Genomic DNA, 19,794 nt, shown 5'->3' with positions numbered 1-19,794 from the left:
GCGCCAGTAGCAGTAACTACAAATGGTAAATCCCAAATAGAAAAAGAACGGATTGCTACTATCCGTACTGGAATTTGGAGTTGATATTTTGGAATTTAATTTGAGCGGCCTGGTTTCGTAACATTCCCGCTAACAAGAGTTTTCCGGGAGTAAAGGGAATTCATATATTTAGGAATTAAAAATACAAGGCCAATATGAAATATTTTACTTTAGTTATTATTAGCTCAATCTTGTTTGTAAGCTGTTTACAGGAAAAGGCACCTGTACAAAAAGAATACAACACTAATAAATATGAGGCCTTAGTAAGTCTTTTTAAAAAATGGAGGTCATTTGAAAACCCACTACAATCTAATGGGGTCCCGGATTATTCGCGCTCTGGTTTTGAGAAAAGACACCCCCAGTTTAATTTATTAAGAACCGAGCTGCTAGCCATAGATACTACTTCCTGGTCTGTTCCCAAACAGGTTGATTGGATGATAGTATGGGCCGAAATGAATGGCTATGATTTTAATTATAGAGTGCTTAGGCCATGGGAACGGGACCCTGCCTTTTATAAATCAGTTTGGACTTCCAAAAGCGATGTTCCGGCACATGAGGGCCCCACACATCATAGAACCACAGAATTATGGACATACAGCCATCCTTTATCCGAAAGTGAGCGAACACGCCTGATTGAAGATCTTAATGTAATCCCTCGTTTAAATGAACAGGCCATGAAGAACCTGACCGGTAATGCAAAGGATTTGTGGATTACGGGTATCAGAGATATAGAAGAACAAAGTAGAGTCCTAAAAGAATTTAAGGAAAAAGAGGAATTAAAAGGCGATAAGGAAATAGTAACTGCCATAAACAGGGCCATTGTTTCTACAGATAACTTCGCATTGTGGTTAAAGGACCAGTCGGGTTCTAAAACCGGACCTTCAGGAATTGGTAAGGAAAATTACACATGGTACCTTCAAAATGTACACCTTGTTCCTTTGACCTGGGAAGATGAGGTCATGATTTTAAAAAGAGAGCTGGCAAGGGCCTGGAATTCCTTAAAATTGGAAGAACATAAGAATAGAGATTTACCGGCATTAGAAGATGCCAACTCTCCGGAGGCTTATGTAAAGCTTGCAGACGATGCTGCAAATAGCCTGATAAATTTTTTAGATGAGCAGGAGATAGTAACGGTAAAGCCATATTTTGAACCTGCCTTGCGAGAACATCTTGGTGAATATGTTCCCAGGGAGAAACGAAACTTTTTCCTGATAGGAGAGCATTATGACCCCAGGCCTTTGTATTCGCATTTTTATCATTGGTTTGAATTGGCAAGAATGGAGTTTGAACCTCATAACAGTGAAATACGCCGCGGTCCGTTATTATATAATATTTTTGATTCCAGAAATGAAGGCACTGCTACAGCTGTTGAGGAAATGTTTATGCAAGCCGGCCTTTATAGCGATAGTCCAAGGACCAGAGAAATAGTTTATATAATGATTGCTCAAAGGGCTGCAAGGGGATTGGGGTCGCTATATGCTCAGGCCAATGAAATGACGATGGAGGAGGCCGGAGCAATACACTCGGAGTATACGCCCAGGGGATGGATGAAAACGGAAAAGGAGTTACTAATTTTTGAACAGCATCTATACCTTCGACAACCGGGATACGGCACCAGTTATATTACAGGAAAGTATCTTTTGGAAAATGCCATGGCGGCCTATGCCAAACGCTTGGAGCAGGAGGGAAAACCATTTGTACTTAAAGACTTTTTTGATACCTTAAATAGTATTGGGAACATACCTGTCTCTTTAGGGCATTGGGAAATGACAGGCTCTAATGAAAATTTGGAAGTAATTATGGAGTCAAAATAATTATATGTGAGAAATAAGAACTTTTAACCTCCAACCTCGAACCTCCAACCTCCAACCTCATACTTCTAACCTCATGCTTAGCTTTATCATTCTAATTACCTAAAGAAGCAGTCCGGAGCAACGAACAACTTTGATGATAAATATCATATTCTGTTAAAGTTTAAGGACTTACTTTTAATTTACGGGGTTAAATGGATTTAGGCTGCGGTCGCATACCATATTTGAAATACTTCATATTCGACTCGCCCAAATCATTTCTAACAGCAACTATTATGTCTTTTATAACTGCGCAGGATATGGAATTGACAGATGGCTCCCGTATTGCCGTTATTGGGGGTGGGCCTGCCGGAAGCTTTTTTAGCTACTATGTACTGGAGTACGCCAGAAGATTTGACCTTGAACTTGAACTAGATATTTTTGAAGCCAAGGATTTCACGAAGGTAGGTTCTTCCGGGTGCAATCACTGCGGAGGAATTATATCAGAATCCTTGGTTCAGGAATTGGCCACAGATGGCTTGGTGATCCCTTCAGATATTATACAACGTGGAATCAAAACCTATACTATGCATACCGAGCAGGGGACAAGGAAGATCCATGCCCCAACTGATGAACGTCGTATCGCATCAGTGTTTAGGGGATGCGGGCCAAGAGGTTGCCTGGACAATAGTCTGAAAGGGTTTGACAATTACCTGTTGGGTCTATGCCAGGAGAACGGGGCCAGGCTTATTCTTGAAAAGGTAACCCTCCTGGAAAGAACGGAGGAAGGAGTGATGGTGGGGTGTTCTAAATCACCTTTACGGAAGTATGATCTGGTAGTTGGAGCTGTCGGACTCAATCCTAAAGCTTTAGAACTTTTTAAAGGTATTTGTCCTTCCTATTCGCTGCCGGAAGTTACCCGTGCTTACATCAGCGAATTTTTAATGAAGCCTCGCGATATAGAGAAAAAACTGGGAAGTTCCATGCATGTTTTCCTGTTGGATCTGCCGCAAATTACCTTTGGAGCACTGATTCCCAAATACAATTATGTAACCCTTGTGTTGTTGGGCAAGGACATAGACAAAGATATCGTGCAGAATTTTATCAGTTCCAAAGCGGTAAGGTCTTGTTTCCCCGAAGATTTTCCGGTAAAAAAGGCCTTGCCTTGCCAGTGCTATCCCTATATCAACATAAAACAAGGCAATCATCCTTATGCCGATAGGGTGGTGCTGATCGGTGACTCGGCCTCTTCCAAATTATACAAAAATGGAATAGGAGCCGCCTTTATTACGGCAAAAGCCGCCGCGAGTACCGTTATTTTTGAAGGGATCAGTGAAAGTCACTTTGAAAAATATTATAAACCCAAATGCAGCGACCTCGACAAGGATAACCGGATTGGAAAATTGATCTTCTGGGTCACAAGGATCATTCAAAAATCTACTATTTTGAAAAGAGGGTTGCTGGGCATGGTTGGAAAAGAACAAGCACTTGAGCATTCGGCCCTCAGGATGAGTTCTGCTCTTTGGGACACATTCACCGGCAGCGCCGGCTACAGAAATATCCTCAGGCGCTTCCTACACCCCGGTCTTCTCTTTGAACTTGCCAAAAGTACTTTAGTATCGAACATATCAGTAATTAATCGCCACAGTCATGAAAAGCAAGAAGATCGGCAAACTTTATAAGGACGGAGAAATCATTGTTAAACAAGGAGACAAGGGGAAATGCCTTTATGTAATCCAGGAGGGCAGGGTAGATGTGATACATGAAACGCCTGAAGGCGACAAAAAAGTAGCGGAACTTGGTGAATCCGAATTCTTTGGAGAAATGGGCCTTTTTGAAGACGATGTGCGCTCATGTACTGTTCGGGCTGCCGGAGAGGTCAGGATACTCACAATTGACAAGCGTAATTTCTTTAAGTCCATAAACCGGGACTCTTCCCTGGCATACAGGTTGCTGGAAAAAATGTCGAACAGATTACGGGAGGCTAACGAAAAGATCAATAATCCCTGATCTTTGGTTCCAGCGGTTTTAACGGAAACCATACTCAAAAGATTTAATAAAGGAATGCATTTGGGTATGAAGGACGTTTTTAAAACCAAAATGTTTTTGACAGCTTTAAGGTGATGAGCGTGACGCTCGCGCCAGCGAGGGGGCATTTTTAGATTCGCTTTAAGGCTTATCAGATTCTTTAAACGCAAATCCAAGTAGCAAAAACCTTATTACAGTTAATAGTTTTAACTTGTTCATCATAGATTCATTTTGGTTAAAAATAGGTTTTATATCATTTAATTAGATCATCTTTTTTGAAAGGCCTTTATATGGGCATTTAAATATGTTGTATACATTTTCATGCCTAGTTCTTATTTCTAAATTCAGTAGTTTTTATTACTTCAAATATAGTATCCAATGCATTATCATTCCCCTCGAAATAATCTGTTGAAGATAAAGTAACTGGGATATGTGGTGCAATCCATTTACGAAAATCTTCTGCTGTTGATGTTTGATGAAATTGTGTGGAAACTATTCCCTTTAATCCTGAATATGGTAATTGAAACCATCCCGCATCTCCAATATGGTTGGGCTTTGAGCCACTGGGTTCGCCCACCAGAATTGCATTTGTAAAACTCGTGATGTCCGTTAAAAGGTTTTGCCCTGCAGAAAAGGTTCCCCGTCCCATAATCACAAAAATTTTTCCATTTGGATTCTTAAATTCAAAATTCATAATGGTTTTTAGCATTGGTGGTAATAAAGAACCGTCTCCACCGTGGTTGTGTCTCAAATCTAAAATTAAATTTCCCGTTTTATTTTGAGCTATCTGTGTACGTATTTCCATGTTAAAATCCTCTATAGACTTCTCTTCTTTCTGTGTGACTACATTAAATTGAATATAGATAGTGCTATATTCTGGCAATAATTTAAACCAATATGGATCATCCATTTTTGATAAGAATAAGGGCTGTGGTTCAATTTTTAGCTTTGGTATATTTAGGGTGTCAAAATTCCAACTAATAGGATTCATTGTTACTTTTTGAGACTTTCCTTTTTTATCACTTAAAGTTATTGTTACTTGGCTCGCCTTCTTAATAATTCCTAAACTCTCTAATACATCAGGTAATCCCATATAATAAGAACCCCACCAAAGTGTTTGCATATCATTATCCCTGGCGTTAACTGCATTCGTTTTTTGAAGTACTTCTTCAACAGGCGTGTTTTCAATCGATTCTACTTTATAGCCAATCCATTGTTCGAAGTTTTCATCAGCTTCAATAATAAATACCCCATCATTAAACTGATAAAATTGAACAGGGAGTTTTTTTAATGCACCCACTTTTGGAGATGTTGCTAGGATTAAGTTATGGCCATTGCCCAAACCTCCGAAAACTCTCATTAGCTCAACAATAATCTGCTCATCGGACAAGGAGTCTATGGATGATTTTAGCTCCAAAAATGATTTGGTAAAATCAGTTTCGGCTAAGGTGCGATGTAAATTGTAATGAAGTTCTAGAGTGCGTTTTTCTAAATAATCTAGATCTTTGGCCCAAGCTTCTTCTCTTGTTATTTCTTCTTGTGTATCATTTCCAAATAACGATAGATAATCTTCATCCTGTTTAAAGGCTTTAAACGCAGGGTCGTCTTTTAAAAACGGTTTTTCATCATAGCGTGCGGCAAACCCTTTTTGCAACCATAACATAGCACTGGATTTATCACCATTTAAGGCATAAGCCTTGGCAATTTTTATCATAATGTCATTTGAAGGACGAGAACCAGTTGGGATTCCACTTAAATTAGTTCCACCAAGGTCAAGGGTGTTCTTTAGTGCCGTAATAGCCTTTTGATATTGCTTGGTTTCATAATAAGCAAGCCCTATTATATAGAAGAGGTCTCCATCTTTCTGATACTGTTGCGTGAGGTTTTCCACTATGGGAATCAACTCTTGCCACTTCTGATTTTTGGCAAGACTTAGAGCTTCAGTTCTTTTATTGAAGTATTCAATTGGGTTTTCTTCATGGATATTTCTTGCTTGAGAAAAAGCAGTAGAGATAGTAAGAAATACTAAAAGGAAAATACTTAAGGTAGTGATTAAATTAGTTTTCATATTGGATATTTATATTTTCTATTTTACATCTATTAAGGCACAACCTGTAGTTACACAACGCGGGTCCATTTAGCAGCCGTGATCGTTTTAGTTTGTGATGAGTGCAGTTTTTTAGCAACTTTTGAGAACACTCACCTGATGGATTAACTATTAATTGACTATTAACTTCCTATAAGTTTCAAAGCCATTTCGTCATCAGGCTTTATCTCTAAAACTTTTTGAGCATAATAAATAGACTTTTCTCTCATACCCATTTTTCTGGCTAAGTTTGACATACCAATCTGAAATTCGTACGATTTTGGATTATACGTAGCCATAACTTCGCCCAAACTAAATGCCATTACCGGGTCGGTTTGGGCTAATTGTAAAATCAATGAGCCAATCCAATTCGGATTTTCTAAATGATTTTCAATTTCATTGGCTTTTGCGAAATAAGTTTTTGCTTTATTCAAATCTTTTTGACTCAATGCTTTGAACCCCTTCAAAAACTCAGTAAAAAAACGCTCGGAAAAATAGGTATCCGCAAGGCTTGTAATTTCAGAAATTTCGTCATATTTTTTCTGAAAAAGTAAATTTGAATACGTGTAGTCAATCAAATCACCATAAAAATCAGGATATACGCTATACTTTTTCAATTCATTGTCCAATTGAATCGGTACTTGATCCCAATCTGTGTTTTTATCAAAGCGTGTCAAGCTAGGATCCAGTGCTTTGGTAACTTGCCAATCTTGATAATATTTCTCCACAGCATTTTCAAAACCTTTTGTAAAACGGTACGAAATGGATTTATCTTTTTTGTACAAACCAATATATGCCTTGAAAAAAGCTAATGCGCCTTCTTGGTAGTAATTTTGATTTAGTTGGCTTGCCATGTATCCGCCTACTCTATCCCAAATCAATGATTTTTCAGGTTGAATTTGATGCCCAGCCCTGATTTGTTCCTGAGCTTCTTTAGATTTATCACTGATGTATTTTGGATTAATGTACCGATTGAAATACTTAAAATCTGAAGCTAAATTTTTATCATTATTAACTTTGGATTTACCCATTTTCTGGTAATAACCTTGCCCAAAATTATAAACTTCGTTTATGGCATCCAACATCAACTTATCTTCTGTTTTTTTTGCGGTGACAGTTTTAGTGTCAATTCCTGATAGGATCTGAACCAAACTAATCCCTAAACTTTCTACATCTTGCCGTCCCAGGTTAGACCCAATAGACAAAGATAAATTATCCGCAGGCGCAGCGATAAACAAAAAACTGGTTTGAGGCATTCCGCCACTATGCATAATGATGTGTTGGCCCAAATAAGGACGGACCGAAATTCCTAACGCATATTCATTCCAACCTTGGTCGCCCATAGGTTCAAGCATCAATTCAACTGTTTCAGGTTTTAGAATTTTTCCATTTTTCAAGGCAATTCCCATTTTAACAATATCCTGAACGGTCGAACGTACCCCGCCGGCTCCAAATCGACTACTAATGTCCAGATATTCACCATTTTCGATTTTGCCTCCATTTTTAAAATAGCCTCGAACTCGATTCGGAACAATCGCAATCGGGTCATCCATCATGGTATTTTCCATGTTTGCGGGTACCCAAATGTGTTCTTTTAAAAAATCTTCGTACGATTTACCACTTACCTCTTCAATCACCGCGCCCAAAAGGTTGTAGCCATAACTCGAATACCTCCAATCCGTGTTTGGCTCAAAAATTAATTCCCAATCTTTAAAAATATCAATCGCCATTTTTGAAGAGTAAGGTTCTTTGATGTGTTTTTCCTCTTTACTGTCGCTTCGATAATGGGAAATCCCTGCTGTGTGAGATAGTATTTGGCGAATCGTAATAGGATGTTTTTTCTTCGGAAAAGACGGATAATACGTTTGTACTTCAGCGTCCAAATCGATTTTTCCCATTTCCCAAAGTTTCAAAATTGCTATGGCGGTCATAGGCTTTGTCGTTGAAGCAATTTGATACGAAGATTCAGGTTTTGCTTTGACTTGATTTTCAATATCTGCCAAACCCCACGCATTTTCATAATAAAAATCGTAGTACTGGAACGCCACAGAAACAGCAGGGGCTTTGGTTTGCTTTTTCCATGCCTGAATTTTGGTTTCGATTTTGGCTAATTTTTCTCCAATAACAATATCACTCGTTTCCTGAGAAAACAAGTTTTGAGCGCAAAGCATTGTTAGTATAATTAATAGATATAGTTTTTTTAGTTGCATTTTATTCTGTTTTTAATGTTTGTCAATGTTTAGTATATGAAGAAGCACAGTATATTTTAATGCTTTGTGTTTGCATATACATTGTTAGGTTTTTTCTAACCTTTCAATTTCTTTTTGATAACCTTCTTCGTTTCCCAGTTTTAATTTATTTGAAACTTCAATCGCCGACTTATAAGTCTCAATTGCCTTGTCTATTTGGTTTGTTTTCTCATATAAGGTAGCTAAAGTGTTTAAAAACATAATGTACTTTGGATATGCTTCGGCCGCTCTTTTATACACCGTAATTGCTCCCAAGTTATTCTCGGTATTTAGCAATTCCATAATTATGCCACCGTAATCACTGGCTGGCCTCCGGGCATTTTGTCCATATTTCTCTATTAGTTCCTGCTCACCTTTTAAAAATGCTTCATCACTATAATTCTTTTGCAAATCTTCCGAAGCCTTTAAGTCGGAAAACACAAATTTCAATCCATAATAATTAAGTAATAAACGAGAATCATCATGTTCTTCATCACCAGGAATTTCTTCATGCTTCCAACGGAAGTTTTTAGGGGTATTTTGTTTGATTACATCCACATAACGAAGTAACTCTTGTCGCATCCCCCAGCCTTCTGCTCCGCCAGTTCCAAAGTAAACGGCTTTATCCAGGGAGACATTAGATTTGAAAAATTCTTTAGCTTGCCCGGTCATTTCCTCTTTATTCCACCATAAAGCGGGCGCCTGGATGATGAATGCATCGAATAGTTCTGGTTTATTCATCAGTGCATATGTACAAAATAAGCCTCCAAAAGAATGCCCTTCCAAAAGGCGATACGGATGCGTTCGAAAGTTTGATTCTACATATGGAATTAATTCTCTTTCCAAAAATTCAAGGAAGTTAGAAGCGCCTCCACTTTGAGGTATGTCTGTATTAGCTCCTGCATAAGCATCTGCTCCTGCATTTGATGGCGTTAAATCTTTTGCCCTATCCAAACTTTCTATGGCCACAATGATCATTGGGGGAATGACTCCAGATTCGGTTAAGAGTTCTACCGTACCAACCTGATGTTTTATGTTCCCCAACCCATCCAAAAGATAAAGAACAGGATAGGTATCCTTATTGTTTTCATAACCAATGGGTAATGAAATAATAATTGGACGGTCTTTTTGTAAGATTTCAGATTTTAAGATATGCTGTGTTCCTAAACCTAAAAGCTGATTATCTTCAGTTAATGCTATTTTGTCTGCCAACTGTGCATTAACACTAAATTGAAAAAATGTTATAACAAGTGCTGCAAATGAAATTTTTATTGTTTTATAGTTCATAGTATTATAGTATATATTTAAGACGTTTCCCTAACATTAATGTTACATTGTGTTAGCATTGCTATATTTTTTGATTGGCTTAAAGTGTGTTTAGAGTTTCAATCATTTTTGCTCTGCTATGGTTTTTGTAATTTCGGCGGAGACCTCTCCAGTATGCAAAGCTGTTTTATTTTCTATCAGCATAAGATGGCATTCGTTTTGAGAACTCACTTTATGATTTACACCTCTTTTTACGATATATAGTTCCCCCTTATTCATTTGAAATGAGGGTTTGTTTTCAATTTCAATTTCCAGAGACCCCTCTAGAATGTAGAAGAGCTCATCTTCAATTTTATGATTGTGCCAAGGCACTTTTTCACCCAATATTTTTACAATTTTGATATATACATCATTCACTTCCCCGATAATTTTGGGAGAAAAATAATTAGGAATAGTATTCAGGGTAACCGGTATGTTTATTTTTGAATTCATTTTTTGTTAATTGGGCAAAGACATTCTAAGAAGGCCTCTATCCGCTTTTTTAATGGTGTATATTTTCAATCTCCAGTTTTTCAATAATTTCCTTTTTGTTGAGTTTTTTATAAATCAACAGGCCAATAATAAACAGTGGTAAGAACAATATTATCGGAGCAAAGGAAACAGTCTCCGCAGCCTCATCTTGCAGGGTTTTAATACCGGGTAAAAAAGCCAGTGAAAAGAAAAAGTTAATAAGCCCGTGTGTAAATGCAATAGGAATCAATTTATTGGTTTTTAGTAACAATACCCCAAAAAAGAATCCAATGAATATCGCATAAACCACTTGAACCAGCACTTGCCCTACATTATCGTTCCTGGCCAGGTTTAGGAGATGAAAAGCACCAAAAAACACCGAGGCCAATAGGCTACTCAGAAAGACGCCGTTTTTGCGTGAAGCATATTTCCTTAAGAAGAGTGCTTGTAATAAACCTCTGAACAGATACTCTTCTGCAAAGCCCACCATCAGGCAGGCAAAAAGCAAAAGTAAAAGATTGGTGGGCGCTATTTGTGAAAAGTCGCGTGAGTAGATACTAAGAAGCCCAATGATGAATAAATATACCGGGATTAAATTCAAATATTTGAATCTCCAGGGGAATTGTCTTGACAAGCCCGCAAGTGTTTGAATTTTTAGCATTCTTATAAAGCTGTAGCCAATAAAAAAAATCAGGCCCATTTTAAATGTAAGATCTATATACTCTAACTTAAAATCATCATTAATTACTTTGTTGAACATTGCTTCTGTGGGTGCAAGCATAATTAGTGCAATAACTCCAAGTATTGAAATGGCAATGACAAAGGGGGATTGATTTTTAATAGAGGGTATCATATGTTTATTTAAATTATTGTTGAAAGGATATATTGCAAATAACGAGAAATAGTATATATTTGACAAGTACATACTTAAAAGTACTGTACATACTAAAAGTATACTAATGTTGATTATCAGTATTTTAAAAATGAAAAAAAATGAAAATAAATAAGGAGAAGGCACATTGTGCGGTAGATTATGCCTTTAAAAGAGTAGGAGGTAAATACAAAGGGCGCATCTTATGGGTACTTAGGGATGATGTTTTAAGATATGGAGAATTAAAAAGAGCTATTGTAGGAATTACCCCTAAAATGCTTACTCAGACGCTCAAAGAATTAGAATCTGATGAGTTAGTTTCAAGAAAGGTATATTTGGAAGTTCCTCCTAAGGTTGAGTACTCACTTACCGAGACAGGTAAGGAACTAATTCCATTAATTGGACAACTAAGAAGTTGGGGAGAAAATCAAATGGCTCGGTATAAAAGTTAATTTAAAATGAAATATTTTTTGTTAGGTTTTAAATCTGTGTAATGCGATACCCTTTTTGAAATAGGTTTGCCAATAAAGCTAAAAGCGGATTATTTTGATTCGTCTATATAACTTTTAAGGTTGGCAATGTTCTGGTTCATGACAGTAAGAAAATCACCAGAAGCAGGGGTGTTGGCACATGCTGAAAATACTACGGATCCAACCTCCATTTCTGATAATTTTGATTTGGTTTCATCTGTAGGAATTCCTTCCCATAGCATCAGTTTTGCCGGATCCTTCTCAAACTTATGCATGAATTCATGCCATTGTTCCTTTGTGGGATTTTCTGCAGGTTCCCAATGTTCGCTGATTAAGTTCATTTTATAAGCCCTTCCAAGATATGGTGTTTAATTTTTCATTAATAATGGCCACAAATAGTATTGGTCCTGCCTTCAATAATAATACCTGAAGGGGGTATCCTTAGTTTTTATCATATGTATGGGGGAACTCTAATTTTGATGTAATAGGCGAACCAGTGTGCTAATATAAATATAAACTAATTTTTATTGATAACTGCTGTTTAATATCTAAAATTGGGAACAAGTTTACATTAAATTTAGTGATCATTAAATGACGAATATCTAAAATCTTGAGCACAGATTTTTTTGGTAAAATAAGAAGACCTTTGTTACTTTCGTTTTTTGAAATGCCCCGTTTAATATAAATACATATGAAAAAAATACACATCGCTTTTATCCTGGTTTTTAGTCTTATCCTGGCCACTAAGGTTCATGCTGTTCAACTTCTGCCTAAAACCAACACAGACAGCGCTAAAGTCAAAGAAAATAGCGCTAGTTCTGATCCGTTAGGACGCACAACCCCAAGAGGAACGGTCACAGGATTATTCAAATCTATTGCTAACGAAGATTTTGAAAGAGCAGTGGAGTATTTTGATTTTTCAGCTATTACTGAAAAAAGCAGCGATTCAGCAGTAGTTCACATGGTGCAGAAATTTGAAGTTGTCCTCAATAAATATGGAAGCATTTCGCCGGTTAGTATTATTAGCAATAATCCTGAAGGCAATATCAATGATGGCTTAAGGTCTATACTGGAACAGGTTGGAACTATTAACTTAAATAGTAATACTATTTCTATTTTACTGGAACGGATTCCAAAAACTACCAATGAGGAAATCTGGTTGGTTTCAAGTGAAACTACAGAAGGGCTCGTAGCCTATATCAATGCAAATCCTGATAGTTATGAACGTAAACCGGCTGCCAGTGGTGTTCTATTCTCCAAATGGCAGGGGGCTCCCATTTTAGATTGGTTGCTCATTATAGCACTGGCTTTTGCTTCCTATTTTATAGCCTGGTTGCTAACGCTCTTTATTAGATTGATGGTGCGGTTATTTTGGCGAAATTTCAATCAAAATAAATATAGTAAGTTTTTAAGAGCCCTTCTCATTCCATTACGATTGGTTTTGGCGGTAATCGTTATTGTTAACGTATCCAGAATACTGGAACTATCCATTGTTGTAAGGCAAGGTTTTAGCGTTGTGAATCTTATAGCAATGTGGATGGCCTTATTTATATTCATCTGGTTATTAATTGACACCCTGTCCTCGCTCGGAGAAGAACGCCTGCGTGAGAAGAATAGTTTTGGGGGCCTATCAGCGATTTCCTTTTTTAGGAATAGTGCAAAATTTACGCTTATTATCATTGCGATTCTTATAGCCTTTGACACCCTTGGATTTAATGTAACCGCGGGTATTGCCGCATTAGGTGTTGGTGGTATTGCCCTGGCCCTGGGTGCTCAAAAAACAGTGGAAAATATTGTTGGGGGCTTATCAGTGGTATTTGATCAACCCGTGAGCGTCGGCGATTTTTGTAAATTCGGTGACACCCTGGGTACGGTCGAAAAAATAGGCATGCGCTCTACGCGTATCAGGACACTTGGGCGTACCATAGTTACTATACCAAATGCAGACTTTTCATCCCAGTTAATTGAAAATTATGCCAAAAGAGACATGTTTTTATACCACACCAATATTGGTTTAAGGTACGAGACCTCCTCAGATCAGATGCGCTATATCCTGGTAGAACTGCGAAAAATTCTTTATGCGCATCCCAAGGTTAATCCGGATCCTGCACGTGTCCGTTTTTTGGGGTATGGCAGTGATTCTTTAAATGTTGAACTTTTTGCTTATGTCCGGGCTGCAGACTGGAATGAGTTTCTTGGTATTAAAGAAGATATCAATTTAAGACTGGCAAAAGTTATTGAAGAAAGTGGTAGTGGGTTCGCCTTTCCTTCTCAGACTATTTATTTATCTCAGGATCAAGGACTTTCAGATTCAAAAAAGACTGAAGCTGAGGCCAAAGTCAAAGAATGGATAGCGAATAATGAATTAAACATACCCAATTTCGATAACCAAACCATTGAAAGTTTAAAAGGTAGTATAAAGTATCCGCCCGAAGGTTCTAATCAACCTTCATAAAGGCGAGAACCTCATTGCCATTATCATCATTTAAAATAAGAATACGTTCATTGAAGGTGTAGGTTCTAACTTTAAGCAAGGCCTGTTTATAGCGCTCCGGAATCTCCATATCCGGACACATTTTCCTCGTAGGACCTATATTTTCAATAGTAAAGGCGGTTTCAGTAAGATCCTTAACCGTTCCAAAGTAGTCATTGCAGCCATCATTTCCATAAATTTTCATTTCAGTGGTGTTGACCTCCAATCCTGGAACAGTTACCATTCTGTTAATAGGATACCCCTCTATTCTTACTGCTGCCCATATATCATTAATTCTTATCCTGTGTTTTGTTTTAGTCATTTGAGTAAAAGTCAACTTTAGTGTTCCATCTTTATCGAGTAAATAGAGTTTATCGTTTTTTACTTTAAATGACTTTACTTCATGAATGGCACTAAAATATGAATCTTCAACAGATTGGGCTTCGCAGATACGCAAAGTATTGAGCAGGTTATCAAAAGTAATTCTTTCCAAACCCAATTCCTTAATATTACCAGTATAGGTGTTACACCCTGCATTACCGTTTATCTGCATCCCCGATAAATTAAATGTCAGGGAAGGCGTCGGATGATTGGTCTGTAAGGTCTGATCTGCCATAGATTCAAGCTCCCAGTCCCTTGCCAGTAATACTCGGCTATCTTCTGTTTTATCTAATTCCTTCACGAGTGTATAACGCATAGCAGACTGATCGGCAGCAACTGCATCGTCCTGTGCCGTTACCAGGACTTTTACTTTTTTTAAAAAGCCCTCTTCAAATTCAAAACCCTCAATGGCGGAATAAAACAGCTCCCAATTCTCTTGTTGTAAATTATCTGTCTTGGAAATGAATAAACAATTAGTGTTACCGGCACCCATATCGCAAACAGGTTTAAAGCCACTAATCCAAAAAACTATAGTTTCCTCATTCTTTGAAGAACAAGACATAAATATAAACAGTACAAAAGCTGCAATGACCCGAATTTTCATATGGTTTAAGATTTTGGTTTTCCAATAAGATATCCAATATAAAATGGTTTTTCCTATTACTGCACGAGTTTTAGGTTTATCAGCACATTTAAATAATTTTACTTTTCCATAATCATTTGCCTGCTCATTAACACCCATCAATGCCTTTAATATAATCGCTGCATTTTCTTATAGATTCAGCACTCAATAACAATCAGTGTTAAAGGTGCGTAAGGTATATGGATTTTATTTTAGAATGCGAAAAAGAAATGAAAATGAGGTACATAACCTTCTTATCTAAATAGGGTAACAGATCCCTAATGTGACATACGGATCCTTTTAATACAACAATTTAAAAAATTTACCTTCTGAAGGGGTATGTTCAGAAATTTATTCATTTTCTTCTTGTTTTAAAGGAGAAGGATGCTCATGGACTATCCTCCAGCCATCCTTTGTATCAACAAATAACAGGGAGATTTGTTCATTAACCACGGCAAGGTCTTCTCCAAATTTTAATTGAAAATCGGAATGCAGGGTTACATTGGCCACATCACCGAATACAGCAACTTGCATATCATTCATATCAAATTTTACGATTTCCGTTACCGAGCCAAATACATTTCTTTCAAATTCTTCATTTTCCTGGCCACCATTTCTTGGCTCTCCATTTTTAAATTCAGTAAACTTCGGGCTGTATGCATGAAAGGAAATCAATCTGGCAATATCACCATCCATAACACTTTGGGCAATACTGTCCATAGTTTTCCTAATGGCTTCCTCAGACTCTGGAAAGACATCATTTACAAGGTCAATTTTCACCTCCTCAACTTCAACTTTTTGTTCTTTTTGTTTGCATCCGACTATTAAAATCGCAAAAATAATAGTCAGAGTAAATGTCAATTTCGCTTTCATAATTTTATAATTGATTGGTCAATAATTGCTATAAAAGGTACAATATTTATTAAAAAGAATTATCCGATATTGGACTAAGCACCACGACAGTATATAAAATTACTGATGTCAGGATAATTGATTCCCGCTTTGGATCACTGCAACTACGCTACTTTTTTCCATACAATCGGAAATAATACCAGGCAGCGATACAACCAATTAAGGAAAATAATGCCAGCAGCCAGAACACATGCTGATGACCCGTTGCCCCCGGTGAATTTTCCAGGAGAAATCCTATTGCCGGTCCTGCAAATATATCCGGTGTATATCCTATAAGTGAAATAAGGCCCACAGCAGTTCCTGTCAGCATCAGCGGGATCTGTCCCCTCTCCATTACCGCGAAGTACAGAGAACGGGCAGCGTAAACCCCGGTTGCTACGATCAAAATAGATGTAAAAAACAATGCTGTCGTTGAATTTGAAATAATACCAGTTGCGAACAATAATGAACCGAAAAATGTGACTACAAAACTAACCACCAACCAATAGGTGGTTTCTGTGCGGTCTGCCAAAACCCCGATTAAAGCGCCAATCACAGGCCGGATAAACAACAAAAAAGTACCTATCTGGGCCGATTGCACCTGGTCATATAACATCACATCCCGGGCATAAAGGGAGAATACATCTGTAATTTTGTAGCCTACATAGGCACATAAAATAATGATCATCAATAACCAAACGGACGGCAAACGAAGTACCTCTTTTATTTCAGATATCGTTATTTTATCAAGGATTATCTCTTCTTCTGCTTTTCGATCCATTTTCATAAAGAACCATACCAAAAAGCCTACAAGGACAACTATTCCCGAACAAATTAAAATTACATTCTTGAATGCAGATTTGCTTTCATAAAGGGTTGTCTCTGAGATGTCAATATCTATGAATAGTGAAAAAACAAATACACTCATAACCCCAAACAGGGCCCCTACTAATCCTCGTCCACCATCCAGGAACCCAAACGCTTTGCCCTGAGAAGCAGTTCCACCCCAGACCCGTGTAGCCTTGATCATGGGGGCCCAGAAAATGAAAATGGTTGTAAAGCCCCAATAACCATAAAGTATTTTTAATATAGTATAACCGGGAAAATTGGCATAGACCAGCCCTCCAAGGGCAGTCATCCATAATGCCACAGCTATCGATTTCCGGGGCGGGTATTTATCGGCGAGGGGTCCTCCAAAAAGATAAGACAACATGGCTACTATGCCATATACGGTGAAACAAATGCCCAATTCCACATTGTTCAGGCCAAAGGCCTCCAGGACAGTTGGCCTGAAGACCCTTGAAAGTACAAAAGGAAGAATAAATACAGACTCCCCGGCTAGTATTAGTAACAGGAGGAAGTACCACGGGGCTTTATTTTTATGCATTGAGTTTTGCTTATTTTAGGTAAGGATCTAATTGTATTAGTATTATCTCCAACTTAAACCATCTAAGATAATATATCTCAATAACACCAAGATTTCTCTTCCCGCTTCCAACTTCCCAATTCCACCTTCTACCTCCAACTTCTATAAAAATCACTCTGAAAAACAATGAAATACATAATAATCACGTTTTTAATCGGTTAATAATTTATAAAAGCCTATTTTCATCTTGTTACAACTCAAACGAAATAGTATTTTTCCTATGCCGCGATACAAAATCCTGGGAGTCCTGTCGATTTTTGCTCTTGCCCTTTTTGCCCTTGCTATGAGTATTAAAACAGATGCAACGACTTCTGGCTCTAAAGAGGCCTTATCAACAGATAAATCAGCTAAAACCAAAGCAGATCAAAAATTTGTTCAGCGCTATAAATGGAAACAGCAGGAATTGAGGCTTGCCATAAAGGACTATTTCGATAAAGCAATTGCATCAGGACAAATAGTAGGAGCAGGGGTGAGTATTGTAAAAGGAGATTCGATTGTGATTTCCGATGGATTCGGCAAAAGAAATATTAACGTCGATGCAGGAGTTGACGGTCAAACGGTATTCAGACTCGGATCTCTTTCTAAAGGATTCACAGGGATATTGGCCGCCAATTTAGAAAATGAAGGCAAGATAGACTGGGAAGCTAAGGTTAGCGATTATATTCCGGAATTTCAGTTGGGAGATCCCAGTAATACAGATAAAATTACTTTAGCCAATATTCTATCGCACACTTCAGGAGCACCATACCACAGCTATACTAATTTGGTTGAGGCCGGTTTGCCATTGACAGAAATTGCAAAAAGGTTCAAAGACGTAGATCCTATAAGTGACCCCGGTTTAACATATAGTTATCAGAATGCCCTGTTTGCCCTTTCCGGGGAGATGATGTACAAAGCCACCGGCGAGGACATCAACACATCATTGAAGGACAGGTTTTTTAAGCCATTGGAAATGTGTTCCACCACCATGGATTATGAGACCCTGGCAAAAACAGAAAATATTGCAATACCGCATTCAAAAAGACGAAATAGCTGGAGATCCAAAAAGCTCAGGGACAATTATTACAATGCCATAGCCGCAGGAGGTATAAATGCCAGCGCTGATGATATGGCCAGATGGATGCGATTTTTACTTGGGCATAACCCGGAGATTATGAGCAAGCAGGAAATAGAAGAAGCTTTTAACCCTGCCATAGAAATTAAAGGCCACTACAAATATTACCAGCGTTGGCCGGGACACCAGGCATCTTATTATGGCTATGGGTGGAGGATCCACAAATTTGTTGAGGACCAGACCAGGCAAGAAAAAACCATTTGGCACCACGGTGGGAGTGTAAACAATTTCAGAAATGAAATAGCGGTTTATCCCGAGGCAGATCTGGGGATTTGTGTACTATTGAACAATAATTCCAGGCTTGCAAGAACTGTAGTGCCGGACTTGTACGAAATTATTAAAAAGGTCTACGACCAGTCTGCCACCAGGATAGCATCTAACAGCGTTCCTAACAATATGCTTCACCTATGAGTAGCGCTTTGGAATAATGGTAACAACATTATTTTGTTAAACCATATTAGATAACTAAACCGTTGTTTTACTGTTGGCTGGCATCGTTACTTCCCAAAAGCAAAAGCCAGGATGGGAACCTAATTAATTCCAATATGCCCGGCTTCAATACTGGCAATACGTAAGTATAGTTATTCTCCCAAAGAAGATAAAATCAGAACGAAAAGAAAAACCTTCAAATTGATTTAAAATCGGAAAGCAGAACCGTTTCAGGTTTTCTTTTGTAAAAAATGGAATTGATTTTCCATATAGGAAATTACGTTTTCCACTTCTTTTTTTAATTCCTTTTGCAAACCTATATTAACTATACAGGATAGGCTAACAGCGCCAATAAGTGCAGGAATTTTATCATTAGACAAAATACAAAAACGCAGGTAAGGAGAAAATTCTCCATAAGAATTAATTCCGTTTTCATAAACTCCTTTTACACTGTTATAATCATGGCACTTACCGGTTTCCAGGCGTAAATCTTCCCGCACTTTTTTGGGCAACTGGTTAAACCGCTCAATATTGAGGTCAAAGTCCCCATAAAAATTATTTAAAAGCACTTTAAGAGAATCGCCAAATATTAAAGTCTCGCTTCCTCGTACTTTAAGACCATCCCAGGTATTCTCCTTGCGCTCCACAGGGATAATCTGCGTTAATTCCCAGCCAATATTTGTTGCCAGGGTTGCAGAATCTATTCTTATTGTTTCTTTTTGTTCAAGGGAATTAAGTACTCTAAACCCAATTGCATACTGATTGGATAATTTTTCTATATTATTTTCAATATTCCCGAGATCTGTCTTTAAATCCTGATATATTGACCGCAAATAACTTTTTTCTTTAATAATTGTTTGCCGCTCCTCATTCCAATTATTAATCTGTAATGCAATCAAAATCCCTATAACCACCAATAAAATTTCACCTACGGCATAGCGGGTATATTTCAGAATATTGTTGTCATCAGCAAGTTTTCTGCGAATTTTACCAAAGAAAGTTATCATGAGACGAACATAGGAATTGGCTGTTCTTTCTAAGGTAATGAATTTGTTTAAGACTTTAAGTCAATCTATGTTATTTACTTAAAAGAAAAATACGTAGTCCAGCATTATAGAAGGAACCTTCTTACCTTGCATTATTTCTATGTAGCCTAAGAAATATTCATTA

At 37.7% G+C, this 19,794-nt stretch carries 16 protein-coding genes; 6 read left to right on the top strand and 10 right to left on the bottom strand.

Translation table 11 applies throughout. The features are described 5' to 3' along the window. The first annotated feature begins 194 nt into the window (after positions 1–194). The 3 genes from G504_RS0109245 to G504_RS0109235 all read left to right on the top strand — a co-directional run bounded on the left by G504_RS0109245 (position 195) and on the right by G504_RS0109235 (position 3,839). Positions 195–1,853, top strand: a complete 1,659-nt coding sequence (locus tag G504_RS0109245; protein WP_019669888.1) for a DUF885 domain-containing protein — start codon at positions 195–197, stop codon at positions 1,851–1,853. Positions 1,854–2,125: 272 nt separating this feature from the next. Beyond that, positions 2,126–3,511, top strand: a complete 1,386-nt coding sequence (locus G504_RS0109240) for an NAD(P)/FAD-dependent oxidoreductase (RefSeq protein WP_019669887.1) — start codon at positions 2,126–2,128, stop codon at positions 3,509–3,511. Further along, positions 3,480–3,839, top strand: a complete 360-nt coding sequence (locus tag G504_RS0109235) for a cyclic nucleotide-binding domain-containing protein (RefSeq protein ID WP_019669886.1) — start codon at positions 3,480–3,482, stop codon at positions 3,837–3,839. The genes G504_RS0109240 and G504_RS0109235 overlap by 32 nt, the downstream gene beginning before the upstream one ends. A 343-nt stretch (positions 3,840–4,182) precedes the next feature. On the opposite strand, the gene G504_RS18450 is transcribed toward G504_RS0109235, so the two are convergent. From G504_RS18450 to G504_RS0109210, 5 genes are all read right to left on the bottom strand, one after another. Further along, positions 4,183–5,925 (bottom strand): hypothetical protein, encoded by a 1,743-nt coding sequence (locus G504_RS18450; protein ID WP_019669885.1) that lies wholly within the window; start codon positions 5,923–5,925, stop codon positions 4,183–4,185. A 161-nt stretch (positions 5,926–6,086) separates the two neighbouring features. Continuing rightward, positions 6,087–8,153: a serine hydrolase domain-containing protein gene (locus G504_RS0109225; protein WP_083930724.1), complete on the bottom strand. Its 2,067-nt coding sequence runs from the start codon at positions 8,151–8,153 to the stop codon at positions 6,087–6,089. Positions 8,154–8,237: 84 nt separating this feature from the next. Beyond that, positions 8,238–9,458: an alpha/beta hydrolase-fold protein gene (locus tag G504_RS0109220; protein ID WP_019669883.1), complete on the bottom strand. Its 1,221-nt coding sequence runs from the start codon at positions 9,456–9,458 to the stop codon at positions 8,238–8,240. Between the two features lie 102 nt (positions 9,459–9,560). Further along, the gene (locus G504_RS0109215) at positions 9,561–9,929 is read right to left on the bottom strand and encodes a cupin domain-containing protein (protein ID WP_019669882.1); all 369 of its coding nucleotides are present in this window, start codon (positions 9,927–9,929) and stop codon (positions 9,561–9,563) included. A gap of 49 nt (positions 9,930–9,978) precedes the next feature. After that, on the bottom strand, positions 9,979–10,800 hold the full coding sequence (locus G504_RS0109210) for a CPBP family intramembrane glutamic endopeptidase (protein WP_019669881.1): 822 nt from the start codon (positions 10,798–10,800) through the stop codon (positions 9,979–9,981). A 140-nt stretch (positions 10,801–10,940) separates the two neighbouring features. Here G504_RS0109210 and G504_RS0109205 point away from each other — a divergent pair, with 140 nt between their 5' ends. Next, the gene (locus tag G504_RS0109205; RefSeq protein WP_019669880.1) at positions 10,941–11,270 is read left to right on the top strand and encodes a winged helix-turn-helix transcriptional regulator; all 330 of its coding nucleotides are present in this window, start codon (positions 10,941–10,943) and stop codon (positions 11,268–11,270) included. 89 nt (positions 11,271–11,359) lie between these two features. On the opposite strand, the gene G504_RS0109200 is transcribed toward G504_RS0109205, so the two are convergent. Continuing rightward, positions 11,360–11,629, bottom strand: coding sequence for a hypothetical protein (locus G504_RS0109200; protein WP_019669879.1), 270 nt, complete (start codon positions 11,627–11,629; stop codon positions 11,360–11,362). A gap of 350 nt (positions 11,630–11,979) precedes the next feature. Between G504_RS0109200 and G504_RS0109195 the strand changes: the two genes are divergently transcribed. Further along, complete coding sequence (locus tag G504_RS0109195) at positions 11,980–13,743, top strand: mechanosensitive ion channel family protein (protein WP_019669878.1); 1,764 nt, start codon at positions 11,980–11,982, stop codon at positions 13,741–13,743. Here G504_RS0109195 and G504_RS0109190 read toward each other — a convergent pair. From G504_RS0109190 to G504_RS0109180, 3 genes are all read right to left on the bottom strand, one after another. Beyond that, a complete protein-coding gene (locus G504_RS0109190; protein ID WP_026348483.1) occupies positions 13,727–14,746 on the bottom strand; it encodes an META domain-containing protein in 1,020 nt (339 codons plus the stop codon). The two genes, G504_RS0109195 and G504_RS0109190, sit on opposite strands and share 17 nt — an antisense overlap. Before the next feature lie 369 nt (positions 14,747–15,115). Beyond that, positions 15,116–15,637, bottom strand: coding sequence for a YybH family protein (locus G504_RS0109185; RefSeq protein WP_019669876.1), 522 nt, complete (start codon positions 15,635–15,637; stop codon positions 15,116–15,118). A 148-nt stretch (positions 15,638–15,785) separates the two neighbouring features. Continuing rightward, a complete protein-coding gene (locus G504_RS0109180) occupies positions 15,786–17,042 on the bottom strand; it encodes an MFS transporter (protein WP_019669875.1) in 1,257 nt (418 codons plus the stop codon). A gap of 259 nt (positions 17,043–17,301) precedes the next feature. Between G504_RS0109180 and G504_RS0109175 the strand changes: the two genes are divergently transcribed. Beyond that, positions 17,302–18,606, top strand: coding sequence for a serine hydrolase domain-containing protein (locus G504_RS0109175; protein ID WP_019669874.1), 1,305 nt, complete (start codon positions 17,302–17,304; stop codon positions 18,604–18,606). 248 nt (positions 18,607–18,854) lie between these two features. Here G504_RS0109175 and G504_RS19175 read toward each other — a convergent pair whose 3' ends face one another. After that, positions 18,855–19,631: a DUF6090 family protein gene (locus tag G504_RS19175; protein ID WP_019669873.1), complete on the bottom strand. Its 777-nt coding sequence runs from the start codon at positions 19,629–19,631 to the stop codon at positions 18,855–18,857. Positions 19,632–19,794 lie beyond the last annotated feature (163 nt).

This window comes from Eudoraea adriatica DSM 19308, assembly GCF_000382125.1.
GTDB classification, from domain to species: domain Bacteria; phylum Bacteroidota; class Bacteroidia; order Flavobacteriales; family Flavobacteriaceae; genus Eudoraea; species Eudoraea adriatica.
This window is presented reverse-complemented; position numbering and strand designations above follow the sequence as displayed.

Excerpts from the sequence above, each read along its gene's own strand:
- G504_RS0109195 (WP_019669878.1), top strand. The coding sequence starts at position 11,980 with ATGAAAAAAATACACATCGCTTTTATCCTGGTTTTTAGTCTTATCCTG.
- G504_RS0109210 (WP_019669881.1), bottom strand. The coding sequence starts at position 10,800 with ATGATACCCTCTATTAAAAATCAATCCCCCTTTGTCATTGCCATTTCA.
- G504_RS0109240 (WP_019669887.1), top strand. The coding sequence starts at position 2,126 with ATGTCTTTTATAACTGCGCAGGATATGGAATTGACAGATGGCTCCCGT.
- G504_RS0109220 (WP_019669883.1), bottom strand. The coding sequence starts at position 9,458 with ATGAACTATAAAACAATAAAAATTTCATTTGCAGCACTTGTTATAACA.
- G504_RS0109235 (WP_019669886.1), top strand. The coding sequence starts at position 3,480 with ATGAAAAGCAAGAAGATCGGCAAACTTTATAAGGACGGAGAAATCATT.
- G504_RS0109180 (WP_019669875.1), bottom strand. The coding sequence starts at position 17,042 with ATGCATAAAAATAAAGCCCCGTGGTACTTCCTCCTGTTACTAATACTA.
- G504_RS0109185 (WP_019669876.1), bottom strand. The coding sequence starts at position 15,637 with ATGAAAGCGAAATTGACATTTACTCTGACTATTATTTTTGCGATTTTA.
- G504_RS0109175 (WP_019669874.1), top strand. The coding sequence starts at position 17,302 with ATGCCGCGATACAAAATCCTGGGAGTCCTGTCGATTTTTGCTCTTGCC.
- G504_RS19175 (WP_019669873.1), bottom strand. The coding sequence starts at position 19,631 with ATGATAACTTTCTTTGGTAAAATTCGCAGAAAACTTGCTGATGACAAC.
- G504_RS0109205 (WP_019669880.1), top strand. The coding sequence starts at position 10,941 with ATGAAAATAAATAAGGAGAAGGCACATTGTGCGGTAGATTATGCCTTT.
- G504_RS0109245 (WP_019669888.1), top strand. The coding sequence starts at position 195 with ATGAAATATTTTACTTTAGTTATTATTAGCTCAATCTTGTTTGTAAGC.
- G504_RS18450 (WP_019669885.1), bottom strand. The coding sequence starts at position 5,925 with ATGAAAACTAATTTAATCACTACCTTAAGTATTTTCCTTTTAGTATTT.
- G504_RS0109215 (WP_019669882.1), bottom strand. The coding sequence starts at position 9,929 with ATGAATTCAAAAATAAACATACCGGTTACCCTGAATACTATTCCTAAT.
- G504_RS0109200 (WP_019669879.1), bottom strand. The coding sequence starts at position 11,629 with ATGAACTTAATCAGCGAACATTGGGAACCTGCAGAAAATCCCACAAAG.
- G504_RS0109190 (WP_026348483.1), bottom strand. The coding sequence starts at position 14,746 with ATGAAAATTCGGGTCATTGCAGCTTTTGTACTGTTTATATTTATGTCT.
- G504_RS0109225 (WP_083930724.1), bottom strand. The coding sequence starts at position 8,153 with ATGCAACTAAAAAAACTATATCTATTAATTATACTAACAATGCTTTGC.